General features: G+C 62.8%; 13 protein-coding genes. 3 read left to right on the top strand and 10 right to left on the bottom strand.

Annotated features, from left to right (window positions below):
- Nucleotides 1-85 precede the first annotated feature (85 nt).
- The 7 genes from ACLH0I_RS15290 to pssA all read right to left on the bottom strand — a co-directional run bounded on the left by ACLH0I_RS15290 (nt 86) and on the right by pssA (nt 8,482).
- Complete coding sequence (locus tag ACLH0I_RS15290; protein WP_411384631.1) at nt 86-859, bottom strand: enoyl-CoA hydratase; 774 nt, start codon at nt 857-859, stop codon at nt 86-88.
- Nucleotides 860-989: 130 nt separating this feature from the next.
- Nucleotides 990-2,117 carry an acyl-CoA dehydrogenase gene (locus tag ACLH0I_RS15285; protein ID WP_250963739.1) on the bottom strand — a complete coding sequence of 376 codons (1,128 nt, stop codon included), beginning with the start codon at nt 2,115-2,117 and terminating at the stop codon, nt 990-992.
- A gap of 9 nt (nt 2,118-2,126) precedes the next feature.
- Entirely contained in the window at nt 2,127-3,314 is a 1,188-nt protein-coding gene (locus tag ACLH0I_RS15280; RefSeq protein WP_411384630.1) for an acetyl-CoA C-acyltransferase, read from the bottom strand.
- Nucleotides 3,315-3,330: 16 nt separating this feature from the next.
- Nucleotides 3,331-4,092, bottom strand: a complete 762-nt coding sequence (locus ACLH0I_RS15275) for an SDR family NAD(P)-dependent oxidoreductase (protein WP_186705581.1) — start codon at nt 4,090-4,092, stop codon at nt 3,331-3,333.
- 16 nt (nt 4,093-4,108) lie between these two features.
- Nucleotides 4,109-5,773: an AMP-binding protein gene (locus ACLH0I_RS15270; protein WP_411384629.1), complete on the bottom strand. Its 1,665-nt coding sequence runs from the start codon at nt 5,771-5,773 to the stop codon at nt 4,109-4,111.
- A 337-nt stretch (nt 5,774-6,110) separates the two neighbouring features.
- Nucleotides 6,111-7,127, bottom strand: a complete 1,017-nt coding sequence (locus ACLH0I_RS15265; protein ID WP_411384628.1) for an AraC family transcriptional regulator — start codon at nt 7,125-7,127, stop codon at nt 6,111-6,113.
- Nucleotides 7,128-7,138: 11 nt separating this feature from the next.
- Nucleotides 7,139-8,482: a CDP-diacylglycerol--serine O-phosphatidyltransferase gene (gene pssA / locus ACLH0I_RS15260; RefSeq protein WP_250963744.1), complete on the bottom strand. Its 1,344-nt coding sequence runs from the start codon at nt 8,480-8,482 to the stop codon at nt 7,139-7,141.
- Nucleotides 8,483-8,603: 121 nt separating this feature from the next.
- Between pssA and ACLH0I_RS15255 the strand changes: the two genes are divergently transcribed.
- The 3 genes from ACLH0I_RS15255 to ACLH0I_RS15245 all read left to right on the top strand — a co-directional run bounded on the left by ACLH0I_RS15255 (nt 8,604) and on the right by ACLH0I_RS15245 (nt 10,423).
- Nucleotides 8,604-9,167: a TetR/AcrR family transcriptional regulator gene (locus ACLH0I_RS15255; protein ID WP_411384627.1), complete on the top strand. Its 564-nt coding sequence runs from the start codon at nt 8,604-8,606 to the stop codon at nt 9,165-9,167.
- A gap of 44 nt (nt 9,168-9,211) precedes the next feature.
- Nucleotides 9,212-9,691, top strand: coding sequence for a DUF1348 family protein (locus ACLH0I_RS15250; protein ID WP_411384626.1), 480 nt, complete (start codon nt 9,212-9,214; stop codon nt 9,689-9,691).
- Nucleotides 9,692-10,021: 330 nt separating this feature from the next.
- Complete coding sequence (locus ACLH0I_RS15245; RefSeq protein WP_411384625.1) at nt 10,022-10,423, top strand: hypothetical protein; 402 nt, start codon at nt 10,022-10,024, stop codon at nt 10,421-10,423.
- A 37-nt stretch (nt 10,424-10,460) separates the two neighbouring features.
- Here ACLH0I_RS15245 and ACLH0I_RS15240 read toward each other — a convergent pair whose 3' ends face one another.
- The 3 genes from ACLH0I_RS15240 to ACLH0I_RS15230 all read right to left on the bottom strand — a co-directional run bounded on the left by ACLH0I_RS15240 (nt 10,461) and on the right by ACLH0I_RS15230 (nt 14,615).
- Nucleotides 10,461-12,884: a TonB-dependent siderophore receptor gene (locus ACLH0I_RS15240; RefSeq protein WP_411384624.1), complete on the bottom strand. Its 2,424-nt coding sequence runs from the start codon at nt 12,882-12,884 to the stop codon at nt 10,461-10,463.
- Nucleotides 12,885-13,161: 277 nt separating this feature from the next.
- Nucleotides 13,162-14,106 carry a FecR domain-containing protein gene (locus ACLH0I_RS15235; RefSeq protein WP_411384623.1) on the bottom strand — a complete coding sequence of 315 codons (945 nt, stop codon included), beginning with the start codon at nt 14,104-14,106 and terminating at the stop codon, nt 13,162-13,164.
- Nucleotides 14,106-14,615 carry a sigma-70 family RNA polymerase sigma factor gene (locus tag ACLH0I_RS15230; RefSeq protein WP_186706814.1) on the bottom strand — a complete coding sequence of 170 codons (510 nt, stop codon included), beginning with the start codon at nt 14,613-14,615 and terminating at the stop codon, nt 14,106-14,108. The genes ACLH0I_RS15235 and ACLH0I_RS15230 overlap by 1 nt, the downstream gene beginning before the upstream one ends.
- Nucleotides 14,616-14,824 lie beyond the last annotated feature (209 nt).

The raw sequence follows: 14,824 nt of genomic DNA, 5'->3' as shown, positions 1-14,824 counted from the left end.
TTCAGCGGCGTACGCAAATACTGCGTACACCCCGTTCCACTGTGGGAGCGAGCCTGCTCGCGATAGCGTCAACAGCAACGCCGCATTACTTGCCCTGAAACTCCGCCGCACGCTTGGCCACGAAGGCCGCCATGCCTTCCTTCTGGTCCTGCGTCGCAAACGCCGCATGGAATACCCGGCGCTCGAAACGCACGCCTTCGGACAGGCTGACTTCAAAGGCGCGGTTGACGCTTTCCTTGACCATCATGCTAATGGGCACCGACTTGGAGGCGATCAACGCTGCAGTTTTCAGCGCATCGTCCAGCAGTTCATCGGCCGGTACGATCCGCGCGACAATGCCGCAACGCTCTGCTTCCACCGCGTCGATGAAACGCCCGGTCAGGCACATTTCCATGGCCTTGGCCTTGCCCACCGCACGGGTCAGGCGCTGGGTGCCGCCCATGCCCGGCAGTACGCCGAGGTTAATTTCCGGCTGGCCGAACTTGGCGTTGTCCCCGGCCAGAATGAAATCACACATCAACGCCAGCTCGCAGCCCCCGCCCAAGGCAAAACCGTTCACCGCGGCGATGATCGGCTTGCGGCGGTTGGCCACACGGTCGCTGTCGCTGAACAGGTCGTCCAGGTAGATTTGCGGGTACGTCAGCTCAGCCATTTCCTTGATGTCGGCCCCGGCGGCGAAGGCCTTTTTCGAGCCGGTCAGCACGATGCAGCCAATCTTCGGATCCGACTCCAGGCTGTCCAGGGCCTGGTTCAGCTCGCTGACGATCTGCGCATTCAAGGCGTTCAAGGCCTGGGGACGGTTGAGGGTGATCAGGCCGACGCGGTCCTTGATCTCCAATAAAATCGTTTCGTAGCTCATGCGGGACTCCTGTTAAGCGTTGTATTTGGCTCGATGCCCTGTAGGAGCTGCCGAAGGCTGCGATCTTTTCCTGCCAATTGGTTCCTGAACGAAAAGACCAAGATCAAAAGATCGCAGCCTGCGGCAGCTCCTACAGATTGCGCGAAATGACCATGCGCTGAATGTCGCTGGTGCCTTCATAGATCTGGCAGACCCGCACGTCGCGGTAGATACGCTCCAGCGGGAAATCATTGAGGTAACCGTAACCGCCCAGCGTCTGCAACGCCATGGAGCAGACCTTCTCGGCCATTTCCGAGGCGAACAGCTTGGCCATGGACGCTTCCACCAACGCTGGCTGGCCGTTGTCCCGCAGGGCGGCGGCGTAATGCACCATTTGCCGGGCCACCGCGATCTGGGTCGCCATGTCCGCCAAGCGGAACGCCACGGCCTGATGCTCGATGATCGGCTTGCCGAAACTGGAGCGTTCCCGCGCATAGTCCCGGGCCGCTTCGAACGCGGCGCGGGCCATGCCCACCGCTTGCGCCGCGATGCCCACCCGGCCGCCTTCCAGGTTGGCCAGGGCAATCTTGTAGCCCTCGCCCTCCTCACCCAGGCGATTGCCCACCGGCACCTTCACATCCTCGAACAGGATCTGGCAGGTGTCGGACGCGTGCTGGCCGAGTTTATCTTCCACCCGCGCCACGCTGTAGCCCGGCGAATCGGTCGGCACGATGAAGGCACTGATGCCCCGCTTGCCGGCGCTCGGATCGGTCACCGCGAACACGATCACCACCCCAGCGTTCTGCCCGGAGGTGATGAACTGCTTGCAACCGTTGAGCACGTAATGATCACCCTCCAGCCGCGCCCGAGTCTTGAGGCTGCTGGCGTCCGACCCGGCCTGGGGCTCGGTCAGAGCGAACGCGCCCAGCATCGCGCCGCTGGCCAGGGGCGTGAGGAATTTCGCCTTCTGCTCATCGGTGCCGAACTTGAGGATCGGCACGCAGCCCACCGAATTGTGCACGCTCATGATGGTCGAGCATGCGCCATCGCCGGCGGCGATTTCCTCCAGGGTCATGGCATAGGCCAGGTAACCAGTGTCACAACCGCCCCACTGCTCCGGCACCAGCATGCCGAAAAAGCCCAGTTCGGCCATTTCACCGATGGCTTCCCGGGGGAAACGGTGCTCACGGTCCCATTCGGCGGCGAACGGTTTCAGCCGCTCCTCGGCGAACTGCCGGGCCATGTCACGGATTTGGGTCTGTTCTTCAGTCGGGAGCATGATGATTCCTTAATACAGGCATTCGACGGCCATGGCCGTGGCTTCGCCGCCGCCGATGCAGATCGCCGCGACGCCGCGCTTCAAGCCTTTCTGGCGCAGGGCCGACAGCAGCGTCACCAGGATCCGTGCACCAGACGCGCCAATCGGGTGGCCCAACGCACAGGCACCGCCGTGGACGTTGACCTTGTCATGGGCGATTTCCAGCTTGGCCATGGTCACCAGCCCCACCACGGCGAAGGCTTCGTTGACTTCAAACAGATCGACTTGATCCAGCGACCATCCGGTCTTTTGCATCAATTTCTTCACGGCACCAATCGGCGCAGTGGGAAACAGGCTCGGGGTATCGGCGAACGCCGCGTGACCGTGGATCACCGCCAACGGCTTGAGACCACGCTCGGCTGCCTGGCTTTGGCGCATCAGCACCAGGGCGGCGGCGCCATCGGAAATGGAACTGGCGTTGGCTGCCGTCACCGTGCCGCCCTCGCGGAACGCCGGCTTGAGCGAGGCGATCTTATCGATCCGCGCTTTCGGCGGTTGTTCGTCGTGGCGAATGGTCACTTGTTCCTTACCGACCATGACTTGCAACGGCACGATCTCGGCGTCGAAACTGCCGTCCTTGATCGCCTGCTGGGCGCGGGTCGTGGAAGCAATGGCGAAGGCGTCCTGGGCCTCGCGACTCAAACCGTTGGCCTCGGCGCAATCTTCGGCGAAGGTCCCCATCAACCGACCTTTGTCGTAGGCGTCTTCCAGGCCGTCGAGGAACATGTGGTCAAGCACCCGGCCATGGCCCATGCGGTAGCCACCGCGGGCACGGTCCAGCAGGTACGGCGCGTTGGACATGCTCTCCATGCCACCGGCCACCACCACCTCGGCACTGCCGGCGATGAGCATGTCATGGGCCAGGATCGCCGCTTCCATGCCCGAACCGCACATCTTGTTGAGCGTGGTGCAGCGGGTCGACTTGTCGAGCCCGGCGCCCAGCGCGGCCTGACGCGCCGGGGCTTGGCCTTGGCCGGCGGCGAGCACACAACCGAACAGCACCTCTTCAACCGCGCCCGGCGCGACGCCGGCACGCTCCACGGCGGCCTTGATGGCGGCGGCACCCAGTTGTGGCGCGGTGAGGCTTTTCAGCTCGCCCTGGAAACCGCCCATGGGGGTGCGGACGGCACTGACAATAACAATAGGATCGCTGGACATCATGAATCCTCCTGACTTATTTGGCTGCCATACGCAAGGCGCCGTCGAGACGGATCACCTCGCCGTTGAGCATGCTGTTTTCAATGATATGCCTGACCAGCGCCGCGTACTCGGAAGGTTTGCCCAGGCGCGGTGGGAACGGCACGCCGGCGGCCAGGGAATCGCGCACTTCCGGGGTCATGCCGGCCATCATCGGGGTTTCGAAGATCCCCGGCGCGATGGTCATTACCCGAATACCGAAGCGCGCCAACTCACGAGCGGCCGGCAACGTCAGGCTGGCGATGGCGCCTTTGGAGGCCGCATAAGCCGCCTGACCGATCTGCCCGTCGAAGGCCGCCACCGAGGCCGTATTGATGATCACCCCGCGCTCGCCGTCCGCGTTGGCTTCGGTTTCGGCAATGGCCGCGGCGGCCAGGCGCAGCAGGTTGAAGCTACCGATCAGGTTGACATTGATCACTTGGCTGAAGCTGGCCAGTGCGTGGGGGCCGTTCTTGCCGAGGATCTTTTCGCCGCGCACGATACCGGCGCAATTCACCAAGCCATTCAGACCACCGAACGCATCGACCGTGGCCTTGACCGCCGCTTCAGCCGCCGCCTCGTTGCTGATATCGGCCACCACGCTCTGGCAACCCAGTTTTTGCGCCTGGGCGGCTACGGCGTCGGCGTTGAGGTCCACCAGCATCACCTGGGCGCCGGCCTTGACCAGCATTTCACCGGTGGCCGCGCCGAGGCCGGAAGCACCGCCGCTGACGAGGAAAATCTTGTTGTCGATCTGCATCATGGTTTCCTTGGATTCAAGCTGAAACGTTCTGCGCCAAAGTCTCTTGAACCTTGGCGATTTCCTGGTTGCGCAAGATAAAGCGCTGCAACTTGCCGCTTGGGGTTTTCGGCAAGTCGCTGACAAATTCGATTTCACGGGGATAGGCATGGGCCGCCAGGCGCTGGCGCACGTGCAGGCGCAGCTCCTCGGCCAGCTCCGGTGAGGCGCGGTATTGGGTGCTGAGCACCACGAAGGCCTTCACCAACTCGGTACGCTCCGGGTCCGGCTTGCCGATTACCGCCGCTTCCACGACGGCTGGGTGTTCGATCAGCGCGCTTTCCACATCGAACGGACCGACCCGGTAACCGGAGGTAGTGATCACGTCGTCGCTGCGGCCGACAAAGCTGATGCTGCCGTCCGGGTTCAGCTCCACGGTGTCGCCACTGAGGTAGTAATCGCCGACGAAGGCCTTGGTCGGTCCGCCTTCGTAACCGGCGAACCAGCACATGGGCGACTGGCTGCGGTCCACCGCGAGAATGCCCGGCTGGCCCACGCCCAGTTCGCGCTGGTTTTCATCCAGCACGACGATGCGATGGCCCGGCGAGGCGAAACCGGCCGCGCCCAGGTGAACGGGATGTTCCAGCCCATGGTGATTGCACAGCACCATGCCCAGTTCGGTCTGGCCGTAATGGTCATGGATCACCACGTTAAGGTTGTCGGCAAACCACCGGATCACCTCGGGGTTCAACGGCTCGCCGGCGCTGCTGACGATGCGCAGCTTGCCCTTGATCGAGCGGGCGAACTGCTCACCGCCGGCGATCAACAAGCGATAGGCCGTGGGCGAGCCGGTCAGGTTGGTGATGCCGTATTTGTTGATGATCCGGCAGGTGCTTTCGAGGGTGAACGGGCCATCGTAGAAGGTGATCGGATGCCCCATGGCCAGCGGTCCGGTCACGCCAAAATAGATGCCGTAGGCCCACCCCGGGTCGGCGACGTTCCAGAAAGCGTCTTCAGGACGCAGGTCCACCGCGTCACGGGTGTAACTCTGGAACGCCACGATGGCCTTGAGCGGCACCGACAGCGCCTTGGCAGGGCCCGTGGTGCCGGAGGTAAACATCAGCAGGAACGGGTCTTCACCGGTGAGCATCAGCGGTTCGCACTGGTTGGATTGGTTCGCCACTTCGGCCCAGAAACTGTAGTCGCCACGCACGATGCCCTGGCCCTTTTCGCCGCCGACCGTCACGACGGTGGGGCAACCGGCGACTTCGTTGAGCTTGGGACGGTTGACGGCATCCGTGACGACAATGCGCGCCCCTGAGCTGCCGAGTCGGTGCTCGATGGCCTTGGGTCCGAACGCAGTGAACAACGGTTGATACACCGCGCCGATACGCCAGGTGGCGAGGACCACGATCAGCAGTTCAGCGGTGCGCGGCAGCAGGCCGGCCACTTTGTCACCCTTGCCGACGCCTTGGGCGCGCAGGAAATTGGCGAACCGCGCGGCGTTGTCCTGCAGGTCGCGGTAAGTCCAGGTGGCCTCGCTGCCGTCACGGCCCTCCCAGAACAAGGCGATGCGCCCCGGCAGCGCATGCCGGTCGCAACACTCGACGCAGGCATTGAGCGCCTCGAGCGAGCCGTGCAATGCGGCGTTGACGGTGTGCAGGTAATCGAACTGCGACGTGGCGGACGAATAATCGCGCATGACCAGAATCCCTCTGTACTTTTTATTGGGTGGGGGAACCGTGAAGAGCGGGTAAATACTCGCGCCGAAGGGCGGTGGCGGCAATGGTCAAAGCCATCAAGTTGCTTGACTGGTTTGGCCATGGTTGGAGGGATGTGTTGCCTGTAATGGCCCTATCGCGAGCAGGCTCGCTCCCACAGTGATTGATGGCGGAGCCTCGATTCTGTGACCACCCTGATATCGATGTGGGAGCGGGCTTGCTCGCGAAAGCGGTGTATCAGTGACGGTGATGCTGACTGGCACACCGCTTTCGCGAGCAAGCCCGCTCCCACAGGATCCGGCGCGACCCGGCAATAGGTCAGTCGCTCTCGTTGAGAATCAGGCTGCGATAATGCCCCGGGTTGGACCCGGACCATTTGCGAAACGCCTTGTAGAAGGAACTGGCATCGGCGAAACCCAGGCGCGAGGCAATTTCGACGAAGCTGATGGAGGGCTCGGCCAGCCAGGTGATCGCCAGGTCCTTGCGCACGCTGTCCTTGAGCCCTTGGTAAGTCTGGCCCTCTTCCGCCAGGCGTCGACGCAGGGTCGAGGCGGACACACACAACTGCTGGGCCAGGGCCTCGGTTTCCGGCCACTGGTCGGCGGGCAGTTGCCGCAGGTCGTGGCGGATGCGGCTGGCCAGGCTTTGCGGGTTGCGGTATTTGACCAGGATGTTGGCCGGGGCCTGGGCCAGGAAGCGCTTGAGCTCATCGGCGTTGCGCCGGATAGGCAGGTCGAGGCATTCGGCGGCGAAAATCATCCGCGTGCGTGGCCGGTCAAAGCGCAGGTTCTGGGAAAACATCACGCGGTAGTCGTCGCAGAAATCCGGCGCCGGGCAGCGCAGTTCGACGGACAGAATGGGAATACGCCGCCCGGCCAGCCAACAGGCCACGCCATGGACGATCATCCAGTACGTGAAATACGTAAAGGCCCGGCGCGGCGCCTGGTCATCTTCCAGCAGCACGATCTCCGCCAGGCTTTGCTGGCGCACCCATTGGGCCGGCAGGTGTTCGAGCATCAGCGACAGAAAACCTAGCCCCGCCGTCAAACCCGTCGCCAGCGTGGGCTGGGCCATGGCGCACTGGCAGAGAAACGCCAGGCTGCCGGACTTGAGCTTGCGCGGGTCCATGCCGAAAAACTCGTCATCCAACCGCCGGGCCAGTAAACGCCAGAGCCGCGCATAGGCATGGGCCGGGACCCGCCCCTGGGGATCGTCGAGCAGCGCCGGGGCTATGCCGACCTTGCTCAGGACCTCATCGGTAGCGGCTCCAGGGGCACAGCTTTGCAGCAGCGCCTCACGTACCAACTGGATGGAAATGGTGTCTTTTTCCGACATGGCGCGGATGTTCACAGGATCCGGTAGAGCAGCCGTTCGATCCGCACCCGGCTGACCCGCTTCAGGAACCTGGCCACGGCCTCGGGGTAGTCCGGCAGGGTTTCCAGGTCCAAGTAACGCTCTATCCGCAGGGTGTGGCGGTAGATCTGCTCGAGTTCGGCCTGGCGCGGCGCCAGCAGCTCGCCCTTGGGGTCGTCCAGCAACAGCGCGTTTTCCAGGTCCAGGCGAAAGGCCCGGGGGTTGAGGTTGTTGCCGGTCAGCAAGGTGTAGCGCTCGTCGACCCACATGCCCTTGAGGTGATAGGTGTTGTCCCCGTCGCGCCACAAGTGCAGGTTCAATTGACCGCTGTCGATCGCCCGCTGATGCCGCTTGGCGAAGCGGCGCAGGCTGATTTCGTAGAGGTAGGGCAGCGCCGCGATGATCTTGAACGGCTCGCTTGGCGGAATGTAGAAGTCGTTGGCGGTCTTGTCACCGACGATGATGTCGATCTTGACCCCGCGGGCCAGGGCGCGGTTGAGCTCCCGGGTCACGGCCAGGGGCAGGTTGAAATACGGGGTACAGATCGTCAGTTGCTGGCGGCTGCTGGCGATCAGTTCACCGATCACCCGGCTCAGGGGATTGTTCTTGCCCACGCCCAGCAATGGGCTCACTGACAGGCCGCTTTTGTCGAGGCTGCCGGCGCTGGTGTCATAGGTCGCGTACTTCAAGCGACTGCGCAGGTCACCGATGTCCTTGCGCAAACTGCGGGTGCTGGGCAGGTTCGGCAGGTCCAGGCGATGCACGGCCCGGGAAGTGACCAGGCCATGCTGCACCAAGTGGTGCATCGAATCGGCCAATGCCGTGTTCTGCAACAGGTGATAGCGGTCGTAGCGGTACTTGTCGAACTTGTGCAGGTAGACGTTGTTCAGGCTGGCGCCGCTGTACAGCACGCAGTCATCGATCACGAAACCTTTCAAATGCAGCACGCCGAACAGCTCGCGGGTCTGCACCGGCACGCCGTAGATCGGCACTTCGCTGGCATGGGTGCGGGTCTGCTCCTGGTACCACGCCGAGTTGCCCGGCTGCTTCTTGGCGCCGATCAGCCCGCGCTGGGCCCGCAGCCAGTCCACCACCACGACCACGTCCAGTTCCGGACGCGCCGCTTTGGCGGCATGCAGGGCATCGAGGATTTCCTGGCCGGCCTCGTCCTGTTGCAGGTACAGGGCGACGATGTAGATGCGCTGGGTGGCCTGGGCGATTTTCTCCAGCAGGCAACGGCGGAATTGAGCAGCGCCATCGAGGATGGTCACCGCGTCGGCGGTCAGTGCAAAGCTGCGCAGCTTGGGCAGCAGGGAGCGTTTGAAGAGCGACGGCATAGGGCTCGCAAAAGGTCGATTCCGAAGAACGGATGAGCTTACACCATGGATGGGTTCGGGTCTTCCTGTCGTCAAGAAAAAAAGACTTGACCAAGGAGAACGATCATTCTACTTTCAATCCATGAACGATATCACTGGTAATGAAACACGAGACATCATCCTCGATGTCGCCGAAAAGTTGATCTATAGAAGTGGCATCGCTGCCACCGGCATGGACCTTCTGGTGAAAACCGCCGGCGTCTCCAGGAAAAGTGTCTATCGCTACTTCGCCAACAAGGACGACCTGATCGTGGCCGCCCTCAAGCGACGGGACGAGCGCTGGATGCAATGGTTCAGCACCGAGGTGGACAAGGCGCCCACCCCCACCGCACGGCTGCTCAACCTGTTCACCGTGCTCAAGGGCTGGTTCGACAGCGACGGTTTTCGCGGCTGTGCCTTCATCAATACCAGCGGCGAAACCGGTGATCCGCAAGATCCGGTCCGCCAGGTGGCGAAGATGCACAAACAGAAGTTGCTCGACTACGTGACCCGGCTGTGTGTCGAACAAGGTGTCGAGCGCCCGGATACCCTGGCCCGCCAACTGCTGATCTTGCTCGATGGCGCGATTACCGTGGCGCTGGTCATGGGCGACCACAGCGCGGCTGATCACGCCCAGGACATGCTGGAAAAGTTGTTACACGCCTGACCCGTTAAGCCCTGTGCAATTCATCACCTCACTGGAGATCCGCCATGCCTGCCTCTTCTGAAGTTCGTCCGCCGTTGCCGCCGTTCACCCGTGAATCAGCGATCGAGAAAGTTCGCCTGGCCGAAGATGGCTGGAACGCTCGCGACCCACAAAAAGTATCCCTGGCCTACACACTGGATACTCAATGGCGCAACCGCGCCGAATTCGCCCATAACCGCGAAGAAGCCAAGGCATTCCTGACCCGCAAGTGGGCCAAGGAGTTGGATTATCGGCTGATCAAGGAGCTCTGGGCCTTCACCGATAACCGCATCGCCGTGCGCTACGCCTATGAATGGCACGACGACTCGGGCAACTGGTTCCGTTCCTACGGCAACGAAAACTGGGAGTTCAACGAGCAAGGCCTGATGTCCAACCGCTACGCTTGCATCAACGACATGCCGATCAAGGAAAGCGAGCGCAAGTTCCATTGGCCCCTGGGCCGCCGGCCGGATGATCATCCGGGGTTGTCTGAGTTGGGGTTGTAATTTGCTGGCATTTTCGCCAACTGAACCACCGCTATCGCGAGCAAGCTCGCTCCCACAGAGAATCCATGTCGAGCACAGCATTTTGTGTTCACGGAAATTCAAATGTGGGAGCGAGCTTGCTCGCGATGGCGGTGGAACATTCAACATCCCTGCAAGCTGACCCACCGCTATCGCGAGCAAGCTCGCCCCCACAGTGAAACTGTGGAGTGCACAGCAGCGCCAGACCAGTGGCCCCTCCAACAGGCTTGACCCACATGCCGCCAGGCATCACATTGCCTGGGTCGGCGATAAGCCCGCTGTTTCGTTGTGCAGCATTTTCTTGTGGAGCCCATGACCGCGTCGATCCCGATCCGTCCCCCCTGCCCGCCCGGCGTCTGCGATTGCGGGCGTGATGCGTTGCTGCAAGCGCCCGGCAGCGACCTGCGCATCCTTTGCCTGAACCGCCAGGAAGAAAAACGCCTGCTCGAACGCCTGGAGAACATCCAGAGCCTCGATGAACTCCAGCGCCTGCAACAACGCTTGTACGAGAACCTGGGTATCCGCTTGAGCGTCGAGCCCGGCTACAACGAAGTGCGGACCATGCGCGGCATCGCCATCGAATTCCAGGACCAGCCCGGCCTGTGCCGCAAGATCCGCCAGTCGATCCCTGCCGCCATCCGCCGCGGCCTGGAAAAACGCCCCGAGATCGCCTGGCGACTGCTGGATGCCCACGACCTGTTCCGCGATACCTGAAACCCGGGCAGCTCCCTCCCTGGAGCGGCACGTCGACTTAGAAATCCACCGTCGCGGACAGCAGGTAGGTGCGCGGGGTCGACAATGTCAGCCCAGGCTCACTGTCATCCGACGCACCGGCCGAACTCCAATAGCGCTTGTCGGCCACGTTTTCGATGTTGGCCCGCAGGGTGACGTTCTTCTCGTCGATCTTGAAGCCGTAGCGAGCGCCCACGTCGAAACGCGTCCAGGCATCGATTTCCTTGGTGTTGGACTGGTCCAGGTACTGCGCGCTGGAGTAGATGCCACGGCTGGTCAATGTCAGGCCCTGGACAGTCGGCACGTCCCATTCGGCACCGAGGTTGACGTTGTACTTGGGCGTGGCCGGCGCGCGGTTGCCATCGAAGGCACCATTGGTGGTGTCGGTCAGTTCGCTGTCGATGAACATCACACCGCCGAGCAAGCGGGTGCCCTTCAGCGGTTCGCCGAACACGCTCAACTCCACGCCGGTGTTTTCGCGCTTGCCGTTGGGGCCGAAGACGCGAGTCGTGGCGTCGGTCGCGTAGGCCGGTTGCTTGATCCGGAACACCGCGGCGGTGACGGCGAACGGGCCGGCGTCGTACTTGGCGCCCACCTCGACCTGACGGCTGATGAACGGTGGGAAAATCTCATCCTCGTTCACCGAGGTCGACGGCGCGATCTTGCCCTGGCTCAGGCCTTCCATGTAGTTGGCATACAGCGACAGCTTGTCTGTCGCCTTGAACAGGATGCCGCCCGACGGCGAAACCTTCTCCTCATCGTAGGCGGTGTCGCCCTTGACGTTATTGGTCCAGTCGTCAACCTTCACCCGTTGCCAGCGAACGCCGAGGGTCAGCAGCAAGCGGTCCTCGAACAGCCCCAGGGTGTCAGACAACGCCACGCCGCTGAAGCGGTTTTCGGTGTAGACCTTATCGTCCTGTCGCGTCGGGTTGCTCGGCGTAGGGGTCTGCACCGGGTCGTACAGGTTGCTGCGGCCGTTGGCGTAACGGGCGCCACCATTTTCGAAGTCCATGTAGAAATAACTGGCCGCCAGGTTGACCTCATGGCTCACCGGACCGGTATGGAACCAGTTGCGCACCCCGGCCGTGGCCGTGCGGACATTTTCCTCCCGGGTAAAGTCACGGGGCTGGACGGTAAAGTCGCCCGCGTCATTGGTGACCGAAACGTTGTGCCGAAGGAAGTCGTGGTCACTTTTACGCGCGCCGACACCGCCATACAGCATCACGGAATCGCTGAGATCGAACTCAGCATTCACGGTGCCGAAAGTGTCCTGGGTGCGCGCCTTGCTCCACCGCTGGGCGTAGTTGTCGCGCACATCGCTGGCGTGAGGAACCTGCGCGTTGGCGCCGACCTGCACACGTTCCTGGGGCGCGTCGGTGTTACGCTCGGTGTGGCCAATGTCGGTCGACAGTCGCAGGCGTTCCCCGCGAAAATCCAGGCCCAGCACCGCCATCTCGCGGTCCACGCTCTGGTGATCCCATTCGGTGTCGCCCGCCTGCTTCACGCCGTTGAAGCGGATACCGAACTTGTCCTCCTCACCAAAGCGCCGACCGACATCCACCGCCCCGCCCAACTGGTTATTGGAGGCGTAGCTGCCGGTGAATGAGGTGATAGGCTTGTCGGTGGCACGCTTGGGCACCACGTTGATCCCGCCCCCCACGCTGCCCCGCGGCGAGACACCGTTGATGAGCTGGCTCGGCCCCTTGAGGATATCGACGCGTTCGGCCATCTCCATATCGATGGTGTAGGTCGGCAGGATGCCGTAGAGGCCGTTGTAGGCGACATCGCTGTTGAACAGGCTGAACCCACGAATGGTGAACTGCTCGTAGCGTCCGCCCGCCGGGTTTGTGGCACGGACCGAGGGGTCGCTGGCGATCAGGTCGCCCAGGGTCCGCGCCTGCTGGTTCTTGACCGTAGTGCTGGTGTAAGTGGTCATGCTGAACGGCGTTTCCATGAAATCCCGCGAGCCCAGCAAGCCTTGGGAACCGCGCCGTGCCACCTGGCCGCCGGCATACACCGGACTGTCCGTCGATGCCGTTGCGCCGAAAATAGAAGTGGGCGCCAACTGCAGGCTGCCGCCTTCCGGCGCTGGCATCAGGATGTACGCCTGCTCCCCCACCGGCTGCAATTGCAGGCCCGAGCCTCGCAACAGCCGGGCAAACCCCTCTTCCACACCAAACTCCCCCGAGAGCCCGGCGCTGTTGCGCCCGCTCACCAAGGCTGGGTCCACCGAGAGGTTGACCCCGGCCAGCCCGGCAAACCGGGTCAACGCCGCGCTGAGGCTGCCGGCCGGCACCTGGTAACTGCGCCGGGCGGCTTCTTCGGCGTGGCTCGATGAGATGAAAAAAGGGCTGGCACCCAGGCTCAGCATGAGGCTCAGGTTCAACAGCGGACGCCAGCCGGCAAAGGCCGGGCGCAAACGCAAAGGAACAACTGCGGACATTGGAAAGCGCTCTCGTTTTTGTTCAGTTGCCTTGAATGACAAGCGAGACAAAAAAAGGGGACAGGGCTCAGGCTCGATTCCTGGCGAAACGTGCAAAGCCACCCCCATCTGTGGCGAGGGAGCTTGCTCCCGCTGGGGTGCGAAGCGCCCCCAAAATGAAGCGAATAACATCAACCTGACACACCACGGGGGCTGGTTTGGGGTTGCTGCGCAAGCCAGCGGGAGCAAGCTCCCTCGCCACAGGGGTATGACTACTCGTCTTTATTGCATACCGACCTCAGGCCAGTTTTTTGCGCGGCGTCAACGTCACCCAATAACGAGTACGCATGTGCACGTCCAACGGCAGGCTGGCGGCAAGCAGCGTGAGGATTCGATCGGTGTTGTCCAGGCGGAAGCTGCCAGTGATTCGCAGCGGTTCCAGGGTTTCGTCCCAGCGCAAGACACCAGGACGATAACGGTCCAGCTCCCGCAGGAAATGCCCCAGCGGCTGGTCCTGCGCAACCAGTACCCCGTCACGCCAACCCAGCTGGGCCGCGTCGAACGCCCGCACCGGCCCCGCGCCTGAGGCCTGGAAGTTGACCTGCTGGCCCTCTTCCAAGCTCAGCGAAGGCCCGCGCAAGGGTTGCAGTTGCGCCGAGCCGCTGAGCACCGACATCCGGCAGTCACCCTCACCCAAGTGCAGGCAGACTTCGCCACGATCGAGGGTGATGAGCCCATAGGGGGACTGAACGGACAGCGGCGTGCTCCCGGCGAGCTTGAGGGCCATCTCCCCGCGCACCAACACCAGGCGCCGAGCGTTGAGATCCAGGTCGACGGCGCTGTCGGTGTTCAGTTGCAGCGCGCTGCCGTCGACCAGCGTCCAGCGCCGTTGCTCCCCCGTGGCGGTGTGCAAGTCGGCGCGCCAGACCTCCAACGGCAGCTCTCGTCCCAACAGCCAGGCAGCCGGGACCAATGCAGCGACGCCCAATGCGCGCTTGAGCACCGCGCGCCGGGCCAGCGCCGGACGGTCCAGGGTGGCCATGCCCAGGGAGGCTGGCACCCCGGCAAAGCGCTGGCGCAATCGCTGGGCCTTCTGCCAGGCCGCCTCGTGGTGAGCGCTGCTGTCGCGCCAGCGTTGCAGGGCCGCCGAGTCGAACGTATCCCCGTCGAATTCCATCAGGGTCAACCAACGGGCAGCCGCCCGTGCCGCTTCACGGGCCTCGGGTGATGGCGTCGACGACATCAGAAGTCCACCAACAGGCAATGCTCGTAGGCCTGGGCCATGTAGCGCTTCACGGTGCGCTCGGAGACTTGCAGGCGCTCGGCGATCTCGCGATAACCCAGGCCTTCGAGCTGACTCCATAAAAAAGCCCGCCGCACCAAGGGCGGCAGGCCATCGAGCAATTCGTCCAGGGCTTGCAGGGTTTCCAGCAGCAGCCAACGCTGTTCCGGCGACGGCGCGCAGGCTTCAGGCAGGTTTGCCAACGCGTCGAGGTACGCTTGCTCCAGATTGCGTCGGGTGTAGAAGTTGCTCAGCAGGCGCTTGCCGACAGTCAGCAGGTAAGCCCGGGGTTCTTGCAGGTCAGCCAATGGCTGGGCACTGGAAAGCACCCGCAGGAAGGTATCCTGGCGCAGGTCCGCCGCATCCCAGGCATTGCCCATGCGCCGTCGCAACCAACCTTCCAGCCAACTCCCGTGGTCACGGTACAACGCATGGAGGGATTGCTCCGTCGGCGTAACTGCATCACACATGTCCAGAAGCCTGCGCAAGGTCTTAAATGAGACTGATTCTAATTAATGTTCGCGCACGAATCCAAGTTGTTTATGCAAAGTGTGTCTAAAAGGGGATTGTTGGGGCTGCTACGCAGCCCAGCGGGAGCAAGCTCCCTCGCCACAGGGGTAAATTCAGGAACACCCCGCCCTGTGGGAGCTTTGCTCCCACAGGCAGGTCTTTTGCGAGC

The sequence above is a fragment of the Pseudomonas sp. MPB03 genome, assembly GCF_046605385.1.
Classification (GTDB): Bacteria; Pseudomonadota; Gammaproteobacteria; order Pseudomonadales; family Pseudomonadaceae; genus Aquipseudomonas; species Aquipseudomonas zanjanensis.
This window is presented reverse-complemented; position numbering and strand designations above follow the sequence as displayed.